20 protein-coding genes and 2 tRNA genes are annotated in these 20655 nt (G+C 70.5%); 14 read left to right on the plus strand and 8 right to left on the minus strand.

Annotated elements, in window-relative coordinates; translation table 11 throughout:
- From gyrA to E9934_RS13960, 5 genes are all read left to right on the plus strand, one after another.
- On the plus strand, window positions 1-2637 hold a 2637-nt coding region (gyrA, locus tag E9934_RS13945), incomplete at its 5' end, for a DNA gyrase subunit A (RefSeq protein ID WP_136563513.1).
- Window positions 2637-3152, plus strand: a complete 516-nt coding sequence (locus E9934_RS13950) for a DUF3566 domain-containing protein (RefSeq protein ID WP_136563514.1) — start codon at window positions 2637-2639, stop codon at window positions 3150-3152. The genes gyrA and E9934_RS13950, both read left to right, overlap by 1 nt.
- Before the next feature lie 236 nt (window positions 3153-3388).
- A tRNA-Ile gene (locus E9934_RS13955) sits at window positions 3389-3462 on the plus strand.
- A gap of 59 nt (window positions 3463-3521) precedes the next feature.
- On the plus strand, window positions 3522-3647 hold the full coding sequence (locus E9934_RS20295; RefSeq protein WP_238694959.1) for a DLW-39 family protein: 126 nt from the start codon (window positions 3522-3524) through the stop codon (window positions 3645-3647).
- A 64-nt stretch (window positions 3648-3711) separates the two neighbouring features.
- Window positions 3712-3784 (plus strand) — tRNA-Ala (locus E9934_RS13960).
- 222 nt (window positions 3785-4006) lie between these two features.
- Here E9934_RS13960 and E9934_RS13965 read toward each other — a convergent pair.
- Complete coding sequence (locus tag E9934_RS13965) at window positions 4007-4465, minus strand: hypothetical protein (protein ID WP_136563515.1); 459 nt, start codon at window positions 4463-4465, stop codon at window positions 4007-4009.
- Window positions 4466-4527: 62 nt separating this feature from the next.
- Between E9934_RS13965 and E9934_RS19660 the strand changes: the two genes are divergently transcribed.
- Window positions 4528-4695, plus strand: a complete 168-nt coding sequence (locus E9934_RS19660; RefSeq protein ID WP_158295005.1) for a hypothetical protein — start codon at window positions 4528-4530, stop codon at window positions 4693-4695.
- Window positions 4696-4932: 237 nt separating this feature from the next.
- Here the strand turns inward: E9934_RS19660 and E9934_RS13970 are convergent, their stop codons facing one another.
- Window positions 4933-5793, minus strand: a complete 861-nt coding sequence (locus tag E9934_RS13970) for a hypothetical protein (protein WP_136563516.1) — start codon at window positions 5791-5793, stop codon at window positions 4933-4935.
- 511 nt (window positions 5794-6304) lie between these two features.
- Here E9934_RS13970 and E9934_RS13975 point away from each other — a divergent pair.
- Together E9934_RS13975 and E9934_RS13980 are read left to right on the plus strand one after the other, a co-directional pair.
- Window positions 6305-6643 (plus strand): helix-turn-helix transcriptional regulator, encoded by a 339-nt coding sequence (locus E9934_RS13975; RefSeq protein WP_136563517.1) that lies wholly within the window; start codon window positions 6305-6307, stop codon window positions 6641-6643.
- Between the two features lie 22 nt (window positions 6644-6665).
- Window positions 6666-7919 (plus strand): type II toxin-antitoxin system HipA family toxin, encoded by a 1254-nt coding sequence (locus E9934_RS13980; protein WP_158295006.1) that lies wholly within the window; start codon window positions 6666-6668, stop codon window positions 7917-7919.
- 22 nt (window positions 7920-7941) lie between these two features.
- Here E9934_RS13980 and E9934_RS13985 read toward each other — a convergent pair whose 3' ends face one another.
- Complete coding sequence (locus E9934_RS13985; RefSeq protein WP_158295007.1) at window positions 7942-9369, minus strand: plasmid pRiA4b ORF-3 family protein; 1428 nt, start codon at window positions 9367-9369, stop codon at window positions 7942-7944.
- A 64-nt stretch (window positions 9370-9433) separates the two neighbouring features.
- On the opposite strand from E9934_RS13985, the gene E9934_RS20055 reads away from it, so the two are divergent.
- Window positions 9434-9607 carry a hypothetical protein gene (locus tag E9934_RS20055; protein ID WP_202977310.1) on the plus strand — a complete coding sequence of 58 codons (174 nt, stop codon included), beginning with the start codon at window positions 9434-9436 and terminating at the stop codon, window positions 9605-9607.
- Entirely contained in the window at window positions 9580-9906 is a 327-nt protein-coding gene (locus E9934_RS13990) for a UPF0158 family protein (protein ID WP_202977311.1), read from the plus strand. Before E9934_RS20055 ends, E9934_RS13990 begins: the two co-directional genes overlap by 28 nt.
- A gap of 81 nt (window positions 9907-9987) precedes the next feature.
- Here the strand turns inward: E9934_RS13990 and E9934_RS13995 are convergent, their stop codons facing one another.
- Window positions 9988-10515 carry a hypothetical protein gene (locus E9934_RS13995; RefSeq protein WP_136563520.1) on the minus strand — a complete coding sequence of 176 codons (528 nt, stop codon included), beginning with the start codon at window positions 10513-10515 and terminating at the stop codon, window positions 9988-9990.
- Window positions 10516-10748: 233 nt separating this feature from the next.
- Here E9934_RS13995 and E9934_RS14000 point away from each other — a divergent pair, with 233 nt between their 5' ends.
- Window positions 10749-11714, plus strand: a complete 966-nt coding sequence (locus tag E9934_RS14000) for a hypothetical protein (protein ID WP_136563521.1) — start codon at window positions 10749-10751, stop codon at window positions 11712-11714.
- Between the two features lie 171 nt (window positions 11715-11885).
- On the opposite strand, the gene E9934_RS14005 is transcribed toward E9934_RS14000, so the two are convergent.
- From E9934_RS14005 to E9934_RS14020, 4 genes are all read right to left on the minus strand, one after another.
- Window positions 11886-12659 carry an MBL fold metallo-hydrolase gene (locus E9934_RS14005; RefSeq protein WP_136563522.1) on the minus strand — a complete coding sequence of 258 codons (774 nt, stop codon included), beginning with the start codon at window positions 12657-12659 and terminating at the stop codon, window positions 11886-11888.
- 253 nt (window positions 12660-12912) lie between these two features.
- A complete protein-coding gene (locus E9934_RS14010; protein ID WP_136563523.1) occupies window positions 12913-13683 on the minus strand; it encodes a sterol desaturase family protein in 771 nt (256 codons plus the stop codon).
- Window positions 13680-14402: a FadR/GntR family transcriptional regulator gene (locus tag E9934_RS14015; protein ID WP_136563524.1), complete on the minus strand. Its 723-nt coding sequence runs from the start codon at window positions 14400-14402 to the stop codon at window positions 13680-13682. The genes E9934_RS14010 and E9934_RS14015 overlap by 4 nt, the downstream gene beginning before the upstream one ends.
- Window positions 14403-14453: 51 nt before the next feature.
- A complete protein-coding gene (locus E9934_RS14020) occupies window positions 14454-15797 on the minus strand; it encodes a nucleotide sugar dehydrogenase (protein WP_202977312.1) in 1344 nt (447 codons plus the stop codon).
- Window positions 15798-15969: 172 nt separating this feature from the next.
- On the opposite strand from E9934_RS14020, the gene E9934_RS14025 reads away from it, so the two are divergent.
- The 3 genes from E9934_RS14025 (at window position 15970) to E9934_RS14035 (ending at window position 20653) form a co-directional block, all read left to right on the plus strand.
- Entirely contained in the window at window positions 15970-17148 is a 1179-nt protein-coding gene (locus tag E9934_RS14025) for an Ig-like domain-containing protein (RefSeq protein ID WP_136563525.1), read from the plus strand.
- 71 nt (window positions 17149-17219) lie between these two features.
- Entirely contained in the window at window positions 17220-19052 is a 1833-nt protein-coding gene (locus E9934_RS14030; protein WP_136563526.1) for a fibronectin type III domain-containing protein, read from the plus strand.
- Complete coding sequence (locus tag E9934_RS14035; protein ID WP_136563527.1) at window positions 19049-20653, plus strand: glycosyltransferase family 2 protein; 1605 nt, start codon at window positions 19049-19051, stop codon at window positions 20651-20653. The genes E9934_RS14030 and E9934_RS14035 overlap by 4 nt, the downstream gene beginning before the upstream one ends.
- Window positions 20654-20655 lie beyond the last annotated feature (2 nt).

Here is a 20655-nt window from a genome sequence, read left to right on the forward strand (position 1 = left end):
GGCGGCGACGGCGGCGGGCGGATCCAGCCCGTCGACCTGCAGGAGTCGATGAAGCGCTCCTACATCGACTACGCGATGGCCGTCATCGTCGGCCGAGCCCTGCCCGACGTACGTGATGGCCTCAAGCCGGTGCACCGGCGCGTCCTCTACGCGATGTACGACGGTGGCTACCGCCCCGACCGCGGCTTCAACAAGTGCGCCCGCGTCGTCGGCGACGTGATGGGTAACTACCACCCCCACGGTGACTCGGCGATCTACGACACCCTCGTCCGGCTCGCGCAGCCGTGGGTGATGCGCAACCCGCTGGTCGCCGGCCAGGGCAACTTCGGCTCGCCGGGCAACGACCCCGCCGCAGCCATGCGTTACACCGAGTGCCGGATGGCGCCGCTGGCCATGGAGATGGTCCGGGACATCGACGAAGAGACCGTCGACATGACCCCGAACTACGACGGCAAGACCGAGGAGCCGACGATCCTGCCGGCCCGCTTTCCCAACCTGCTGGTCAACGGCTCCGCCGGCATCGCGGTCGGCATGGCCACCAACATCCCGCCGCACAACCTGCGCGAGGTCGCCGACGGCGCCGTGTGGGCGCTCGAGCACCCGGACGCATCGCGCGAGGAGCTGCAGGACGCGCTGATCGAGCGGATCAAGGGCCCCGACTTCCCCAACGGCGCGCTCATCGTCGGCAAGGAGGGCATCGAGCAGGCCTACCGCACCGGCCGCGGCTCGATCACCCAGCGCGCGATCATCGAGGTCGACGAGGACAAGTCGGGTCGCACCGTCCTGGTCATCACCGACCTGCCCTACATGGTCAACCCCGACAACCTGCTCGTGAAGATCGCCGAGCTCGCCGACGCCGGCAAGGTGCAGGGCATCAGCGACGTGCGCAACGAGACGTCCTCGCGGGTGGGCCAGCGCATTGTCGTGGTGCTCAAGCGCGATGCGGTCGCGCGCGTCGTCCTCAACAACCTGCTCAAGCACACCGAGCTGCAGACGAACTTCTCCGCCAACATGCTCGCCCTGGTCGACGGGGTCCCGCGGACGTTGACGCTCGACCAGTTCATCAGCAACTGGGTCGAGCACCAGATCGAGGTCATCCGTCGGCGCACGGAGTTCCGGCTCCGCAAGGCCGAGGAGCGGGCCCACATCCTGCGCGGCCTGGCCAAGGCGCTCGACATGCTCGACGAGGTCATCGCGCTCATCCGGCGCTCGCCCGAGGTCGACGACGCCCGCCGTGGCCTGATCGAGCTGCTCGACATCGACGAGCTGCAGGCCAACGCGATCCTCGACATGCAGCTGCGTCGTCTGGCCGCTCTCGAGCGCCAGAAGATCATCGACGAGCTCGCCAAGATCGAGGCCGAGATCGCCGATCTCAAGGACATCCTCGCCAACGTCAGCCGCCAGCGGTCGATCGTGATCGAGGAGCTCAACGGCATCGTCGAGAAGTACGGCGACGACCGTCGTACGCAGATCATCGCGGCCGCCGGCGACATGTCGATGGAGGACCTGATCCCCGACGAGGACCAGGTCGTCTCGATCACCCGCGGCGGTTATGCCAAGCGGACCCGCGCCGACCAGTACCGCACGCAGAAGCGTGGCGGGAAGGGCGTGCGTGGCGCGTCGCTGCGTGGCGATGACGTGGTCGACCACTTCATCTCCACGACCTCGCACCACTGGCTGCTGTTCTTCACGACGGCCGGGCGGGTCTATCGGACGAAGGTCTACAACCTGCCCGAGGCCTCGCGTGACGCCAAGGGCGGTCACGTGGCCGGGCTGCTGTCCTTCCAGCCGGACGAGTCGATCGCCCAGGTGCTGGCGATCCGTGACTACGAGCAGGCGCCGTATCTCGTCCTCGCGACGCGCAAGGGCCTGGTCAAGAAGACCCGTCTGGGCGACTACAACAGCCCGCGCCAGGCCGGTGTCATCGCGATCAACTTCAAGCACGACGACGACGCGCTGATCGGCGCGGAGCTGGTGAGCGGCGACGACGACATCCTGCTGGTGTCGGAGAAGGCGCAGTCGATCCGCTTCCGGGCCGACGACGACGCGCTGCGCCCGATGGGCCGCGCGACCGCCGGCGTGACGGGCATGAAGTTCAAGTTCGCCGACGACGCGGTGCTGTCGATGTCGGTGATCCGCGCGGAGGACGCGGCGCGGGAGGAGAGCGAGGAGAACGTGCAATACGTCTTCACGATCACCGACACCGGCTATGCCAAGCGCACCCCGATCAAGGACTACCGCCTGCAGGGCCGTGGCGGCTCGGGCACGAAGGCGATGCAGCTGATCAACGAGGCGAAGGGCCGTCTCGTCGGCGCGTTCATCGTCGTCGACGGCGACGAGATCCTCTCGATCACCCAGACCGGTCAGGTCGTGCGCTCCCCCATCGACGACAACTTCTCGGCCAAGGGCCGCACGACCCAGGGCGTGAAGTTCGTCAGCCCGAAGAAGGGTGACGCGGTCGCCGTCGTGGCCCGGTCGGGGGAGTCGAAGGACGAGGAGCTGGCCGAGGAGCCTGCCGAGGGTGCTGAGGGTGCTGGGGCGACGGAATCGCCCGATCAGGCTCCGGATGCCACAATCGAGGCAACTGACAACGGTTCGGCTGCCGAGGCGCCCGAGCCCGGTGAGAGTGAGAGCTGATGACCGAGAGCGTCGAGGACACCGCGACCCGTCCCGTCGTGGGCGCGTCGCGAGGTGACGCCTCGACGTCCACGGTCACCGGCCCGAAGAGCGCCCTGACCGGCCCCGGCGGTGCCGTGGCCGCCGCCCCGAGCGGTCCGCGCCCGCCGCGGCGCGCCCGGCTGCGCCTGACCCGGATCGACCCCTGGTCGGTCATGAAGACGTCGTTCCTGCTCTCCATCGCGTTCGCGGTCGTCACCGTGGTCTCGGTCGCGATGGTGTGGCAGGTCCTCGGCGCCGCAGGCGTGTGGGACTCGATCAACTCCACCATCCAGGAGAGCATCGGCGGCGAGGACGTCGCCGGCTTCCGCGTCGAGGACTACCTGGGCACCAGCCGCGTGCTCGGCTTCACGATGCTCGTGGCCGCCATCGACGTCGTACTCATCACCGCGGCAGCGACCCTGATGGCCTTCCTCTACAACATGTCCGCCGCCCTCCTCGGCGGCGTCGAGCTCACCCTCGCCGAGGACGCCTGACCGCCACTGTCGTTGGTCGAGGAGCTGGTCCTGTCGTTGGTCGAGTAGCCGTCCTGTCGTTGGTCGAGTAGCTCCGCGAGCGCCAGCGAGCGGGCGTATCGAGACCTCCGCAGCCCGCTCTCCCAACCCTCGCGACCCCGACCCTCGCCCCGTTTTGTCCCTCCCGCCACCCCTCCGGTAATGTCCGTCCTCGGCTTGCTGCCGCGGGGCTTCCACCCAACAACAGCAAGCCACCCGGGCCTATAGCTCAGACGGTTAGAGCACCACACTGATAATGTGGGGGTCAGAGGTTCAAGTCCTCTTAGGCCCACGAGCAAGCCCCGGCCGCCTCGCGCGGACCGGGGCTTCTTTGGGAGAAGGGTTGGAACAGTGAAGAAGTTGCTGCTCGCAGCGCTGGCCGCACTCGGCGCGGTCGTCGCCAGCAAGAAGCTCCAGGAGAGCAAGGCGGAGAAGGCCCTCTGGGCCGAGGCCACCGACACGCTCCCCAAGAGCTGACTCCCACCACCTCCCGGTCGTCGAGGAGGTCGCCCCGCGACCGTCACGAGACGCCCGGCCACGAGGGGCCTTGGCGCAATTGGTAGCGCACCTGCTTTGCAAGCAGGGGGTTAGGGGTTCGAGTCCCCTAGGCTCCACTTGTGATGAGTCGGGACATAGGTCTCACCTGAGTCCAGACATGAGTCACGTAGGAGATAGCCGACGCCGAGGTGGTGCATCTTTCCGGCCCGACGGAAACTGACCTTGCCCCAGGTGTCGATGTGGTCGTAGCGCAGTCGGTAGTGCCCGATGGGCTGGTCTCGTTTGGGTGGGGTGGCCTTCGGGCGGGCGGCATAGGCCTGGGCCAGGGGCGTCGGGCGTCAGCAGTCGTCACAGACGCCCGACGCGGGCAGTGCGATTCCAGGGTGGTTCGGGCAGTGCTTCCGCTCAGGCTCGGGACGGCTCGCGGACCGAGCCCCGCCCGCCCGCACCACCCCGTCCAGCGACAGCACGAGCAGGCCGTCCTTGCTTCCCCGGTCCTCCGCGCCAGCAGGAGCATACGGAAGCGGGTAGCGAATCTGCGTCTTCATCAGGTCCGCGACGAACTCACCCGACGCGTCGAACACTTGGATCGAGTTCCAATAGCCGTCCTGGGAGAAGTTGTCGCGGAACTCGACGCCGCCCACCCGGTCGATCTCGTCTGCGACCTGCGACCTGGTCGACCCGCTCCAACTTTGGTAGTGGTTGAGGGCCTCGGCACGGTTCATATCGGGCTTTCGGAAGCGGCGGCGAGCCTTCGGGTGGTCTCCGACAGGGGCCGCCTCGCCGTTCGCGCTCATAAAACGTACTCTCGCAGATCCCTCCGTCACATCCCCTCCAAAGCGGCGAGGACGACGTCACCGTGGACGGCAACGACCCACATGTCATGGACACCGTCGAGCGATCGGGCTCGACCGAGGTGAGTGCCGGACGCAATGTCTACGTGTGCAGCCGCGAGGGCGGCGCCGAGCACAGCGTGACCGTGGCCGGGGCGCAAACGGACGCGCTCCTGACGGCGCGGACCAGCTGATCCAGGTCGAGCCGTTGCCGTCGTGCGTCTGGTACAAGGACATGACCGGCTTCGCCGAGGGAATCAGCGACCTGGCGGCGGGCGAACGGCTGAGCGGCACGCTGCAGGCGGAGGGCCTTCCGATGGTTCCGGGACGAGTCCCATCTACGACACCCCGAGCTGAACTGCGTGGGGCACGCCTTCAGTGACGCCCGGGCCCAGGTCCGCGCGGTGCACGTGCCCAGCGTCTCGATCGCGTCAGTAGACGATGCCGAACCACTCGGTGGCGCAGCCGTAGCAGACGGTCGGCTCGAACCGGTGCTCCGGCGCGAGCCGGTCGCCGCAGTAGCGGCACCAGGTGAAGGAGCGGCGACGGCGGGCGAGCAGTGGCTTCACGACGGCGCGGATCTCCTCGTCGGTGAGGTCGCGGCTGACGGGCGTGGGGTCGGTCAGCTCGTAGCCCAGGTGCGCGGGGCCGCTCCACATCCCGCAGGGGACGCCGACAGCGAGACCACCCGGGCCGGCGTCGGTCGTCGCCGCCAGCTGGGCCGGGGTGCCCCAGAGGAACAGGCCGTCATGGAAGCGAACGGCGTCGGTGTGGGTGTCCTCCCACTCGACCCAGCCAGCACCGAACAGCTCGACGAACTCCCTCGGCTCGAAACCACCGGCCAGGGCCAGCCGCTCGACCGGGGACAGTGAGGGCGGAGCCGGAGGCGTCTTGCCGGCGATCTCGATCGACTCCATCGAGAAGGGAAACCGCTCACCCGGCCAGGGTCGAGTGTCGGGTAACTCGGAGACACCTTCCGCGCTCTCTGCCGCGTCGATGAGGCGCCGGCAGAGGACCAACCAGTCCTCGGCGGACCCGGTGATGGCGGCGGGACCGAGCTCGAGGGTGAGGTCGTCGCCGTGCCAGTGGTGGGGCAGGCGGCGCAGGTCAGCGTCGGCCGAACCGGTGCGGAGGATCTGCACGAGCTCGTGGACCGGCACGGTGCAGCTCCACTCGGCCGGCTCCACCTCGACGAGGGTCCAGGCGTGGGGCCACTCGTCTTCGGCGTCCGCGAACGTCGAGACGAAGGTCGTCATGCGGACCCGGAGGTCGGGCTGCTCGGTGAAGTGCATCGGAGTGCCCTTGCTGGTGATCGTGCGGCCACCCTAGGGCGAGGTCCCGACCCTTCCTCGATGAGCGTCGGGTGCGCGGCTACGGGCGTCTCGAGACGCTTGCTGCGCAAGCTCCTCGACGAACGAGGAGGGCGCGTCGCCGTACGCTGGTCCTCTCGCCCCACCCCTGGGGCGGACGGGCTACGGCGGGCTTCGATCCCGTGTGGCGACCGTGATCCGTGAACAGTGGCCCGACCACATCGGCAGGGGTTCCCGGTGGCCCGGCGCGTCAGCTCGACGCGGCCGGCCACCGGTGCCGTGGGATCTCGTCCTCCCGAGACCTACCGGCAGCATCTCTAATGACGTCAATCATGGACATTAGGCTCAATGGATGACGACTGAGGCTGGCCGCGACACTGATGGCGGACTTTCTGGACTTTAGTGGGGGCGAGTCGTACGCTGGGCGGCAGGGCGCGACTAATGACCGTGAAGTCATGCGATAGCGACCTGTAGCTGGCCGCGAGCAGTGGCCATGAACGGAGGCAACGGCGGCATGACTCTGCAACGCAAGTCGCGCATCTCCCCGCGAGACCGTGCCGTGAAGGTCGGCAAATTCGCTGCTGCGGTGGCTGCGCGGCGCCAAGAGATCAACATGTCTCAGATCGACGTGGCCGATCTTGCTGGCGTCGCCCGGACCTCAGTCGCCGCGCTCGAAGCAGGGCGCAACGTCAGCCTCGACACGCTGCTCGCCATCCTCGACGTGCTCGGCCTCCATCTCGAGCTCGCCCGCGGCGCCGCCACCACACTCGGCGTCTCGGCGCAGCTGGAACAGACCTACGACCTCGTCGACAGACCGGACGATGACAGCTGACCGGGACGGCGAAGGGCCGGCCGTGGACGAGGGGCCCGAGCAGATCGCTGCCATGTTGCATCCGGAGCTCGAGTCGCTCAAGGACGTCGACCGCGCCGACGTGTACAAGTCAGGACAGCTCGCCGCTCACCTGACCCGAACCTCTGCGGGGCTCATCGAGTTCGCCTACACCCGCGACTGGATCACCCATGCTGGCCCACCCGTGGCCTCGACCCTGCCCGTCACGACGGATGTCATCACCATGCCGGGAGGTGCACTGCCGGCCTTCTTCACCGGCCTTCTGCCCGAGGGACGCCGCCTGACAGAGCTGCGCGAAGGCGTGAAGACCTCTCCAGACGACGAGCTCAGTCTGCTGCTCGGCGTCGGCAGCGACACCATCGGCGATGTCCAGGTCGTCCCCGAGGGAGCGGAACTGGCGGCCGCGAATCCAGCGCTGAGCATCGTCGGCTACGACCTCCTCAGCTTCAGAGACGTCCTCCGGGCTGCCGGCCTGAACCCCGACAGGGTGGGCTTGCCCGGCGTGCAGGACAAGCTGTCCGCGCAGATGATCAGCCTGCCGGTCGACGCGCGCGGTCGCCGGCAGCTCCTCAAGCTCAACCCACCCAGGGTCAGGCACCTCGTCGAGAACGAGCACTTCTTCATCAACGCTGCCAAGCATGCCGGGATTCGCACGGTTGACGCTCGGATCGTTGCCGACAAGGACGACGAGCTCGGTCTGGCGGTCACCCGATTCGACCGAATCGAGACCCCGGCCGGCGAGACGCTGTCGTTGCCCGTCGAGGACGGCTGCCAAGTGCTCGGCCTGCCGCCCGCGAGCAAGTACAGCATCCGAACGGAAGAGCTCTTGCTCCGCTTGACCGGGCTCTGCGAGGCACCGATCCCGGCCGCGGCCGAGTTCCTCACCCAGATCGTGCAGGCCTACCTCTCGATCAACGGCGATGCCCACGCGAAGAACTTCTCCGTCATGCAGGACCAGACCGGGCGATGGCAGCCAACCCCTGCCTACGACCTCCCCAGCACCTACTTCTACGACGACCACAAGCTCGCGCTGTCGGTCAGCGGAGAGAAGGGCCCGAACATCACGGGCAAGAAGTTCCTCGAGCTCGGAACGACGCTCGGCCTGCGACCCAGAGCGATCGAGAAGATCATCGCCCGGACGTCGGACGCCACCGAGGTCTGGCTCGAGCAGATCGACGTACTGCCGTACCCGCCCGACAAGCTCCACGGCCTCAAGAAGGCCGTCCAGGCTCGGCTGCGGTTCTTGCGAGTCAGGTAGTCGGCAACCTCGGTGGTCGTTTTCAGCCGTCGCTCGTCAGCGCGGCATTGATCAGCAGCACCGCGACCGGTGACAGTGCGCGTCGGTTCGACCGCGGCATCGGTCGATCACGTGGCGCCTCCGCGACGTTGCCGAGCAGGTTGATGACCTCGCGGATGGCCCACTGACCCTGATCCGGGCTGACGGGTCGTCCGTCGCGTTGTCGCCACCCGAGGTGGGTCAGGGCATCGGCCAGGCGACGCTCATGAGCGCCCTTCGGCTCGGAGGCCAGGCACAGCAGAGCCAGCAGTCGGGCCTGTGCCCCGAACGTGTCGCCGGAGCCGTCGACGAGGTGGTCGGCGAGGTACTGCCACAACACCCCGGCGTCGCGCTGAGCGACCTTGCCGGCGCGGGTCAGCAGCAGGCTCCCCTTGAACTTCCGCAGCAAGCCCATCTGCTGCAACGACTGGCGGAACTCAAGGATCGGGACCGTGAGGTCTTCCCGGTTCTTCTTGCCGATCCAGTCGCTCGCCGCTGGTACGACGCCAGCGGCGGCCTCGACCTCGGCCGGCTTCATGTAGCCCGCCGCCGTCAGCGGAATCCCGTTGTCCGCGGCGCGGTCGAGGAACCACTGATAGGCAGCAAGATGCGACCGAACGGTCTCGGCGTCGGGGACCTCGGGCGTGCTGATCGCCACCGCTCGCGCGACCAGGTCACCGCCGACCGGCGTCCTGATGAGCTGGTCGAGCAGGTCGACCAGCTCGCGACGTACTCCCCAGTCCGCGAGACCCGTGGCAGGGGAGACAAGGCGATGGTTGAGGTCGTCGACATCGAATGCCGTCGGGTCCGCGAGGATCTCGGCGAGGTCCTCGGCATCACGAAGACCGCCGCAGTCGTCGGGTGGTGCCGCGCGTTCGCCTTCCAGGCACCGCGCTGCCGGCGTCCCGTCGGTGAGGTCGATGACCTCCTCGAGCCGGATCGTCAGATCCCAGTTGTCGCCGTAGTCATAGACGTAGTGCAGGACGTCGCCCGGGTCGACCAACGTCTCCTCGAGGGTGACGTCGGTGTCGGGAGTGCCCTCGTCCTCGCCCTCCTCCACCTCCCACTCGCACAGGAACCACTCCGCGGCCATGTCGAAGGTGTCCCCGCCGATCGAGAATCGGTGCAGATGCGAATCGGACCAGTCGTAGGCCGTCTGCAACACCTGGTGGACCGAGGCCAGGGTCAGGTCCGACCGGAGGTCGAGGCGGCGCCAGATCGGCGGCTCGGCGTCGTTCAGGTCCACCCGCACCCGGAGGACGACCGGCTCCGTACGTCGAGGGCGGCGCAGGTGGGGGTTGTGGGTGCGCTTGACGAAGCCGCCCGCGATCTGAGCCACGTTGCCGAAAAGCTGGCGGAGATCGCTCAGCTCGGCACCGGACGTCAGGGCATCGAACTGGCGGCGAAGGTCGTCGGCGTCACCTGCGGTCACGCAGCCGATCCTAGGCAGTGCCGGCTCGTGGCGGCCCCGGTAGCGGAGCACCTACGCTGGCGGGATGCTCGACCTGGGTGCCATCGATCTCGACGAGCTCGCGATGGCTCTCGCCGACCAGACCGACTACGAGCATGTGTGGCTGATCGACCCGCAGTCCGGCGAGATCGTGATCTGGACGAGCGACACCGGCATCGACGGCGAGACCCCGTGGACCTCGAGGAGCTGGACCACCTGATCCAGATCGAGCCGCTGCCGTCGTACGTCCGCTATCAGGACATGGTCGACTTCGCCGAGGGCATCAGCGACCGGGCGGCGGGCGAACGCCTGGGCGGCACGCTGCAGGGCAAGGGGGCCTTCCGACGGTTCCAGGACGAGCTCCATCGGCGTCAGGCCGACCGGATCTCCGTGTGGCGCGTCTACAGTGACGCCCGGGGCAAGGTCCACGCGGTGCGATGGCTGGCCGAGCAGGGGCTCATCGATGACGACGCCGCGCAGCAGTTCAGGCGGGTCAATCCGGAGCCCGCACTGCCCTGAGCTGACCGGCCACCGGTGCCGACAGACACGTGAGCCCCGGACCGGTGGTCCGGGGCTCACATGCGTGGGGTGTGGAGGGGCTCAGCCGAACGGCTTGACCGTGATGGAGCTGGTGGACAGGCTGCCGCTGGTCGACGGTGAGGCCGCCGGCGACAGGGTGACCCGGAAGGTCGGGTTCGTGTTGCAGTTGTCGAAGCGGACCCGGAAGGTCCGGCTGTCGCCGGACAGGACCTCGCCACCGTCGGCACCGCCGAGGTAGGTGGCGACATAGGGGCCCTCACCGTTGGCCGGTTGCATCGCCCAGCCGGACGAGTTCACCAGGGTGTGGCGGGTGGCCGCGAGCAGGAGCGCGCCGGGACGCAGCACCTTCTGGTCCACCCCCGGCCCGTTGTTGGCGATGACCACCTGCAGACCGGTCACCGAACCCGTGCCGCCGACGGTCGCGGTGACGTCATAGGTGACGCTTCCCGTGCCCAACAGCGAGGTCTTGGAGATCCGGTTGGCCGTGACGGTCACCGAGGGAGAGCCCGACGTGGCCGAGCCCGGCACTGTCGAGGCGAGGGCGATGGTCGGTGCGACCCAGAGGGCGTGCGCACCGGTGCGGAGCAACGTACGACGTGATACCCGAGACGACGTCGATGCTCGATGAGCAGGCGATTTCGTCATGATTCCGTCCCCCCATGGGACGTGCGATCGCCGGGTCGGAGATAGGGAGGATTTCAGTCGACGACCGCGGTTGCCACGCTAGACCTCGCGCGGGCCTTCCCGGCATGACCGACGGGTTAAATTGTGAGACGCGTCTCAAACCGCTCTCACCGGCCCGACATGGCAAGATCTCCCGCGTGAGGGGAGCGGGGATGGTGGCCGGCGCGTTGGCGCTCGGACTGCTGACGGCGTGCGCCGCCGACCCGGAGCCCGTCCACCAGAAGGTCGACGTGGTCGAGACCCCCGTCCCGGAGTACGACGCCTCGCTCGAGCCGTCCGCCGCCGTACTCCCGCTCGTGCCGGCCGACGTCACCACCATCAGCGTCACCGACTTCGACCAGCTCCGACTCGTCCTCGGCTTCGGCGCGCTCGACAGCGAGAGCCCTGCCGGCGAGCGGGACCGGTTCTGGACCCAGGTGCCGCGGACCGCAGCGCTGTCGACCGGCCTGCTCCGGCCCGTCGACGAGCGACTGCGCGCCGACTTCGGCTTCTCCTCCGACGACGTCGCCTGGGAGGCCACCTGGCCCGAGGCCGAGGAGGGGAGCGTCGCCTGGATCATCGCCTTCCACGACGACACCTCGATGGCCGCCGTCCAGCGTGCGGTGCGCGCCGGGGTCGGCCTGCTGAGCAACGCGGTCGTCGACACCGACCGCCGTCTCGTGTCCTCGGCGCCCCTGCCCGAGCCCGCCGACGCCTGGGGCGCCGACCCCGCGCTCGTCGCGATGTCGGGGCGGACCGCCGTGGCGACGTACCTCCACCGTGGGTGCCTGGAATTCGACGACGTCTTCGGCGACGGCATGGAGGCCCAGCTCGCCGCCGCCCCCGCCGCGACGATGCGGGCGCTCGACGAGCTCGACGCGTTCACCGTCGCCTTCGGCGCCGAGCTCGCCACCGTCCAGCTCGGACCCGAGCGCGGCGACGCCTTCGACCGCGCCCGTCTCGCCGACGTCATGCCGGAGACCGAGCCGGAGTTCGCGCAGGCGCTGAGCAAGCCGGTCGCCGACCCCGCCAGCGGCCGCGTCGGCTACACGATCGGCGACGCCGCCGCAGCCGCCGAGCTGGCGACCGCGCAGACGCTGCCGTTCGCGGTCTGCCCGGGCTGAGCTTGGATTCACCGATTTTCCGCTGCTGCGTGCCACCCGACGGAGCGTCGGCTGCGTTGCCGACGCTCGACAGACGGCCAGTCTGGCTTCGCGCCGGGCGCCTTGCCGCCGCACCCATCGGGTGACGCTCGCGACGCGGCAAACCGGTGAATCCAAGCTGAGCTTCGTTCGTCAGGCCCGCAGCGCGTCCAGCTGCCCCTTGTCGTGGGCGCAGAAGACGGTGACCTCGTCGCCGTGCGTCGTCGCCAGCTCGTGCAGCCGCTCGAGATTGGCGACCCGCGCCCGGTTGTCGACGCCCATCATCCGCTGGAAGGCCGCCAGCGCCGGGGGACAGCTCGGCGACGGATCCATCTGCCCACCGGCGAAGAACGCGTCGCCGGCATGCAGCAGCCAGTGCCCGTCGTCGCGTCGTACGGCGACACCGGCGTGGCCGCGGGTGTGCCCGTGCAGCGGGATCATCACCACGTCGTCGCCGATCGCCTTGGCCGCGGCGAAGCCGAACCAGTCGTCACCGCCCTCCGTGTGCTGCTCCCAGCGCGGCCCGTGCGCCCACTGGGCCTGCACGTAGCGCGCCTTCTCCCGCAACGGCGGGTGCTGGACGGCGTCGTACTCCTTCGCGTGCACGTGCACCCGCGCCCCCGGGAAGTCGCCGAGCCCGCCGGCGTGGTCGAGGTCGAGGTGGGTCAGCACGATGTCGGTGACGTCGCCCGCGTCGAAGCCGCGGGCCCGGACCTGGGCGAGCGCGGTCTCCGCCTCGTCGAGAGCGGGGCGTACGGCGACCTTGAACGGCGCGCCGAGTCGCCTCGGGTTCGCGAGGTCGTCCGTCCCGAAGCCGGTGTCGACGAGCGTCAGGCCGTCGGGGCGTTCGATCAGCAGCACGTGGGCGACCATCGGCGGCGCCAGCGGCGGCCGCATCGTCGCGCAGTTGAGGTGGTGGATGCGCACGGGCTGATCTTGCTGCCTCCGGCCCCCGGGGGGAACCTCCCGCGGTAGGAATCGCTGGTTGAGGTGCCGCGAGCGAGGAACGAGCCCTCTGTCGCTCGTCGAGTAGCCCGCGAGGGACGAGCGGGCGTATCGAGACGTCTGGCCGTGGTGCTGGGACTGGCCCGGTCCGGCGGACGGGCTGCGGGCGTCTCGATACGCGGCACGCTGGCGCTCGCCTGCTACTCGACGAGCGAAGTCGGCCCGACGAGCGAAGTCAGAGGGAGAGGTCGTGGAGGCGCTGGACGGTGGGGGAGGTGGGGACGGTGGCCGGGTCGGGGGCGGTGCCGAAGAGGCGGTCGGCCGTGCCCGCCGAGGTCACGGTGAACCAGTAGTGCTCCGACTTGTAGTGGTGCAGCCGGTGGTTGCGCCAGATCCGCCGGTAGTAGGCGCCCTTCGGCCGGTAGTCGCTGTGCAGCAGGTAGTGCGTCCACTCGTAACCCGACTTGATCGCATAGACCGCGATCAGCAGCGTGAACATCGCCGTCCACGAGCCCGACCAGGACGTCGTCGTCAGCCAGGCGAGTCCCGCCCACGCCGGCGCGAGCCACAACTGGGCCTGCCACGGGATGAACACCAGCGGGATCTCGCGCGGGCTCGCGTGGTGGGCGCGGTGCTTGCGGGCGAGCAGCGGATCGAGGGTCACCGGCCCGACCCGGCGCGGGCGCCAGTGCAGGATGAACACGTGGACCAGCCACTCCACGACGGGCAGCGCCGCGACCAGGCCGACCGGGATCAGCAGCTCCCACCACGAGCCGGGGCCCGCGAGCACTCGTCCGGTGATCGCAGCCGCCAGCGCGGCGCCCAGCAACCACGGGCTCGGGTGGCGCCAGAACTCGGCGAAGACCTCGCCCATCGACTGGTTCGTACGACGCCCGGCAGCCCGCTCCCCGACGTACTTCCCGTCCAGCTTCCCGTCCAGCTTCCCGTCCAGCCGCGCCTCGTCCTCGGCCACCCGCTGCAGCGCGTGGGCGTCGCGGGGGCTCACAGGTCTGCCCCCAGCGCGTCGATGGCCGCGAGCAGCGAGTCGGCGGCGGGAGCGAGGACCCGGCCGGCCGCGGCCCGGGCGGTGTCGGGATCGCCAGCGCGGACGGCGGCGGCGAGCAGCCGGTAGGGCTCGAGCTGCCCGACCTCCGCGGCCAGGACCGACGCCAGCGCGGGCAACGCGGGCTCGTAGGCGATGCGCAGGCTGTTGTACATCAGGCGGAAGACGATGGAGTCCGCGCCGTCGACGAGCAGGTCCCAGTAGTCGAGGGTCAGCTGCTGCCAGCGGACCACGTCGGTGGTGGTGGCGAGCTCGCCGATCACCTCCTCGAGCCCTGCCGCCAGGCCGGGTCCACCGCGCTCCGCGGCCCGGGCGGCGATGCCCGGCCCGACCTCGGAGCGGGCCTCGATCAGGCTGCGGGCGACGCCGGGATCGAAGCTGCCGGCGCGCACGAGCAGGCGGGGGAGCAGGTCGAGACCGGCCGCACGCCGGAAGTCGCGCACCGTCGTGGTGCCGCCCTGGCGCACCTCCACCAGCCCGGTCTGCGCCATCCGCTGCAGCGCCTCCCGCACGGCCGGACGCGAGATGCCGAGGACCTCGGCCAGGCGGCGCTCGCTGGGCAGCGGGTCGCCGACGGCCAGCTCGCCGTCGAGCACGTCGTCGAGGACCTGCTCGAAGACCTGGTCGGAGACGGTCTGCCGGATCACGGGTCGCAAGGCCATGGGCAGGACCCTAGGCGCACCGACAGCACTGGTCAAGTGGTCAGACCAGTGCTAGACCCGCTCGCAGTCGACACCCGCGAGGCGATAGGTCGCGTCGAGGACGGCGCCCGCGTGCGCCAGCCAGTGCGTGTCCACGTCCGCGTGGAGGGTGTGCACGACGACGAGGTCCCACGCCGTGCGCCACGGGGCGTCGACCGACGTCAGCTGCGCGCCGGCGACCCGCACCCGGTCGACGTGCTGGTCCGTGAACGACACCGCCGCCCCGCCGCGTCGGAGGCGCTCGATGATCTCGAGGGCGGGCGACTCCCGCACGTCGGCCACCCCCGGCTTGTAGGCCACCCCCAGCACGAGCACCCGGGCCCCGGCGAGCGGGCGTCCGGCCTCCGCCAGGACGTCCCGGGCCCGCTGCACGACACGGCCCGGCCGCGCCGCGATCGCCTTCATGGTGGCCTCCACCAGCGGAGCGTCGGTCCGGTCGGCCCGCAGCTGCCAGAGCAGGTAGTGGGGGTCGCAGGGGATGCAGTGCCCGCCCACGCCCGGCCCGGGGGTGAACGGCATGAAGCCGAACGGCTTGGTCGCGGCCGCGCCGACCACCTCGGCCACGTCGAGACCCAGCCGCTGGCACACGTCGGCGATCTCGTTGACGTAGGCGAGGTTGACGGCGCGGAAGGTGTTCTCGTGGAGCTTGGTCATCTCGGCCGCCTCGGGTGAGCTGACCTCGTGCATGCGGGGCGCCATCCGTCCGAGTACGTCGACAGCGCGCCGCGTGCAGGCAGGCGTGAGCCCGCCGACGACCCGGGGGGTCGCCTCGACCGGGAAGTTCTCGTTGGCCGGGTCGATGCGCTCGGGGGAGAAGGCGACGAAGACGTCGACGCCGGGCTCGAGGCCCCGCGCGCGCAGCGGAGCCTCCAGCAGGTCGCGCGTGGTCCCGACATAGGTGGTGGAGGTGAGCACGAGGAGCTGGCCGGGGCGAGCCTGCTCGACGACCACGGCGCTGGCGGCGCGCAGCGCCGTCAGGTCGGGAGTCAGGTGCTCGTCGACGGGCGTGGGCACGCAGACGACGACGGCGTCCGCCGTCGCGAGCTGGGTCGGGTCGCCGGTGAGGACGAGCCGGTCGTCGCCGTCCAGGGTGGCCAGCCGGTCCAGGTCGCGCGAGAGCAGGTCCACCTCGCCGCGGGCGATGGCCGCGCGCCGGGCGTCGCTCACGTCGTAGCCGACCACGCGACCGCCGGCGGCCACGAACGCGAGCGCCGTGGGGAGGCCGACGTAGCCGAGACCGACGACGCCGAGCGTCAGCGCGGAGACGGGAGCCGGGACGGTCGCGGTCGCGACCTGGGTCGGGTCGATCGTCGCGACGGTCGGCGGGGGTGCGGGGCGGTGCTGGGTCTGGGACACGCGAGGGGTGATCGGGCGCCGCCGCCGGGACCTGAGGCGACCGGGACCTGGGTCCGTGACCGGCGGGGTCGAAGGTCCCGAACCCGGGCCGTCCCGCGGGTTTCCGCTCAGGAGCCCCGGCACCGGGCCGACCACAGCCCCTGGAACGTCGACACCCAGGAGATCACTTCACATGAACCCCATCACCCGCCGCGTCGCTCTCGGAGCAGCAGCGATCGCCGGCCTCGGTGGCCCCGCCCTGGCGCTGCCGGCCACGGCCAGTCCCTCCCTCACCGTCGTGTGCTCGACGGCTCAGGTCGACGTCATGAGCGGCGTCACGGCGACGTTCTCGCTCGACTGCTCCGACAGCGAGGGCGGTGCCGTGGACTCCTACGTCGTCGTCGCCGGTCCCAGCAAGGCCGCCTCCTTCGACGTCGACGAGCAGACCGGCGAGGTGACCTACCAGTCGACCCCCGCGGCCAGCGGCACCGACTCCTTCACGTTCAAGGGTGTGGTCGTGGGTCTCGGGGAGAGCCCGGTCACCACCGCCACCCTCACCTTCGACAACAACCGCCCCGTGTGCGCGCCGGTCGCGGCACTCAGCGTCGTGCACGACCGCGACCTCGCCGTACCGATCGAGTGCACCGACGCCGACGGCGACGACCTGTCCATCGTCACCGGCGTCACCGGTGCCGCCCACGGGACGGTCGACGTCGACGGCGACGAGGTCAGCTACCGGCCGACGGCCGGGTACGTCGGAGCGGACTCCTTCAGCCTCCGTGCCGGCGACGGCCAGCTGTTCTCCGAGGAGGTGACGGTCGCAGTGACCGTCACCAACCAGGCGCCGGTCTGCACGAGCCGCTCGATCCGCGTCCCGCACGACACCAGCCGCACGATCTCGATCACCTGCACCGACGCTGACGGCGACGACCTGACCCACTCCCTGGCCGCCGCCCCGCAGCACGGCACCGCCACCATCGACGGCGACCAGGTCACCTACCGGCCCGCGGCCCGCTACCTCGGCGACGACTCCTTCCGGGTGACCGCCACCGACGGCATCGCGACCACCTCGGCCGAGACCTACACCGTGCGCGTCTCCAACGTCGCTCCGACCTGCACCGCTCCCCGGACCATCCACCTCCGCCGGGGTCGCGTGGTGCCGGTCCGCGTCGTGTGCCGTGACGCCGACGGCGACGCCGTCCGCCTCGTCGTCGCCCAGCGGCCGCGCTTCGGCAAGGTCGTCGTCCGCGGCACGCAGGTCCTGTTCCAGGCCGACCGCCGCCGCACCGGCCGGGTCGTGTTCCGGATCGCCGGGCGCGACGGCGTCTCCACCGGACGTCCCGTCGTCGTGACCGCCGTCGTCCGACGCTGACCGGTCCCACCCACCACGACCCCTCCGGGACGGACCGTCCCGGAGGGGTCCGCAGCGAAGAAGGAGTTCCCGTGTCCGCACGGCTCGTGGCGCGTCTGGCCGCCGCACTCACGGTGGTCGCGTGCGCCCACGGTGTCGCGTCGCCGGCCTGGGCCGCCGGACCGGTCCGGCCGGGCCCGATGACGGTGTCGACCGTCGCGCAGACCGCCGCGGTCGTCAGCTTCGGCGCTTCGCCCCGTGCCGCCTCCTACGAGATCCGCGCCAACGGCAGGACGGTGCTGTCGACGCGGCGTACGACGCGGGTGCGTGTCCCGCTGCGGTGCGGACGCACCTATGAGGTCAGGGCCGTCGCCGTCGACCGGCGCGGTCGTCGCTCGCAGGCCTCCCCGGGCGCCCGTCTGCGGACCCGCGCCTGCCTCGACCGGACCGCGCCGACCGCGCCGTCCCGGCTCACGGTGACGGCACGGACCAGCACCACCGTCACCCTCGCCTGGCCGGCCGCCACCGACGCCGTCGGCGTCACCGGCTACCTCGTCCATCGCGACGGCGTCGTGCTGGGCGGTGCCCTGGGCCGTTCCTACGTCGCCGGCAACCTGCGCCCGGGCACGTCCTACGAGTGGTCGGTCCGTGCCCGCGACCGCGCCGGCAACCTGTCGGCGCCCGTCGTGGTCCGGGCCGCGACCACCGCTCCGCTACCGGCGACCGGGGATGTCCGGGCCTACGTGCTGACCACCGACGACGAGTCCTTCCGCGACGCGCAGCGGAACTACCAGCAGCTGGACCGTGTGTTCCCGACCTTCTTCACCGTCACCGCCGGGGGCGACATCATCGGCACCGGCCGGCCGTCGATGACGACCTGGTTCCAGGACCGCGAGGTCCTCGTGCTGCCCCGCTTCCACACCGAGGACCCCGCCGCCATCGAGGCCGTCGTGACGGATCCGGCGCGTCGCAGCCACGCGGCCGAGCAGATCGCCCGGGTCGTCTCCGCCGGTGGGTACGACGGCGCCAGCCTCGACCTCGAGATGAACATGCCGCTCACCGGCCTCAACGGCCTCACCGTCGACCAGCGGTGGGACCGGATCCGCAACGGCTACTCCGACCTCGTCGACGAGGTCGCGGCGCGCGTCCACGCCGACGGGGGACTCGTGTCGGTGGCGGTCTCGCCCAACTGGTGCAGCCGCACGGACCCCTCGACCCGCGAGACCGTCTTCTGCACCGACTCCTCCTCGACCAGCACCAAGCGTCGACGTGCCCACCTCTTCGACTACCACCGTCTCGCCGCGGCGGCCGACGAGCTGTGGGTCATGGCGTGGGGCCTGCACTGGTCGACGAGCGAGGCCGGACCGGTCGCCGACATCCGTTGGCTCGCGGCGGTCACCGACTACTACGACGACCTCTTCGAGGACCGCCCCGACCTCATCGCCAAGCTCACCCTCGGCACCAACCTCTACGGCATGGACTGGTCGCAGTACGTGCTGCGCACCGACCGCATCGTCTGGCCGGGGACCCCGTTCCCCGCCGCGCCGGCGTGCCCGGACTCCAGCCGAGCTGCCCGCCCCGACACGTCCTACGAGGGCACGCCCGGTGCGGGGACCCTGGTCGTCGAGTGGATCTGCCTGACCCGCTATGCCGCCACTTGGGAGCACAGCGACATCGATCCCGCCGAGTTCGTCGAGCAGCACTTCGACGACGCCTCGGGCGAGAACGTCCTCAGCGCACCCGATCCGTCGTACGCCGGCGCGCAGCGCCTGCTCTGGTACGTCGACCAGCACACCATCGACCGACGTGCGCAGCTCGCCGCGGACCGTGGCTGGCGGATCGGCTTCTGGCGGCTGGGCCGCGAGGACCAGGACATCTGGCAGTTGCCGGCGCTAGTCGGCACCAACCCGGGGAGCACCCCATGACCGCCGTCATCGAGCCGCTGCACGACCTCACCGGCAGCCGGTCGCGCGCCGACCGAGCGGTGCGTCCCTCGGGAGTGGTCGGCCATCACCGTCCCTGGCGACAGCGCCTCTGGCGGTGGAGCGTGGTCGGCTACGCAGGCGCCCTGCTGGCGTTCGCAGTGTCGCTCAAGGCCGGGGACGCCCTGGCCGGCAACGCGGTCCTGATGGCCTATGGCGCTCTGCTGGCGGCCTACGTGCTGACGCGGATCGTGCTGGCCGGCCTCTATCGCCCCGACCGCACACTCGTCGCCGACGCCGACCTGCCGTCCCTGGTGATCGCGGTCCCCGCCTTCAACGAGGCCGAGCACGTCGAGGACACCATCGACGCGCTCTTCCGCGTCGACTACCCGGCCGACCGGCTGCGGGTCATCGTCGTCGACGACGGCTCGAGCGACGACACCTGGGAGCGGATCCGGACCAGTAGTGCGCGCCACCCCCAGCTCGACGGGCTGCGCTTCTCCCGCAACCGGGGCAAGCGTGCAGCGATGGCGGCGGCGATCCGGGCTGCCGCCGGCGCCGACCTCGTGGTCTTCGTCGACTCCGACTCCGTCCTCGAGCCGCAGGCCCTGCGCGAGCTGGTGAAGCCGTTCATCGGCGACGCGGAGGGACGCGTCGGCGCGGTCACCGGCCACGCCGACGTCCAGAACCCGGGCACCAACCTCCTGACCCGCCTGCAGCAGGTGCGCTACTTCGCGGCCTTCCGCGTCATCAAGGCGGCGGAGTCCCGCTTCGGCGCCGTCATCTGCGCCTCCGGCTGCTTCTCGGCCTACCGGCGGACCGCGCTGCTGGAGGTCCTCGACGGCTGGGAGAACCAGCGATTCCTGGGCCAGGAAGCCACCTTCGGCGACGATCGCGCACTCACCAACGCACTCCTCAGCCGCGGCCGCGAGGTGCGCTACCAGTCCACCGCGATCAGCGCGACGCTCGTGCCCGACCAGTGGCACGGCTTCCTGCGCCAGCAGCTGCGATGGAAGAAGTCGTGGCTGCGCGAGACCCTGCACCTGGTGCGCTTCGCCTGGCGATGGCCGGTGCTCGCGTCCTTCGCCGTCTACGCCAGCGTCGTCTTCCAGCTGGCCGGTCCCCTCGTCGCGCTCTACTCCCTGGTGCTCCGACCGGTCTTCGGTGACGGCTCGCCCTGGCTCTACCTCGTCGGACTGCAGGTGGTCGCCGTGCTCTACGGCCTCCTCTACGCCGGCGTCCGGCGCAGCCCGCACTGGTGGGGCGGGATCGCCTACGCGTTCGCCTACTCCGCCGTGATCAGCTGGCAGATCTACTGGGCGATGCTCACCCAACGCAACACCTCCTGGGGGACCCGGGCCGCGGCAGCGCAGGGACAGGACGAGCCCTTGGCGATCGCTGATGTCGTGGGCGAGCCGGGCGACGCCGGGTTGCCGCTGAGGTGCGCGCCGGGTCGTCGTACGTCGGCAGCGGTGGGGGTCCTGCTCGACGAGCGGCCGCCCGTGCCCGACTGGGACGCCGCCAGCCGCCGCGACTGGGCCATCGGCCTGCTGGCCCTCCCGGTCTCCGCGGTCCCGGTCATGTGGTGGCTGCTGGGTCACTGACC

The sequence above is a fragment of the Nocardioides caeni genome, from assembly GCF_004912195.1.
GTDB classification, from domain to species: domain Bacteria; phylum Actinomycetota; class Actinomycetes; order Propionibacteriales; family Nocardioidaceae; genus Nocardioides; species Nocardioides caeni.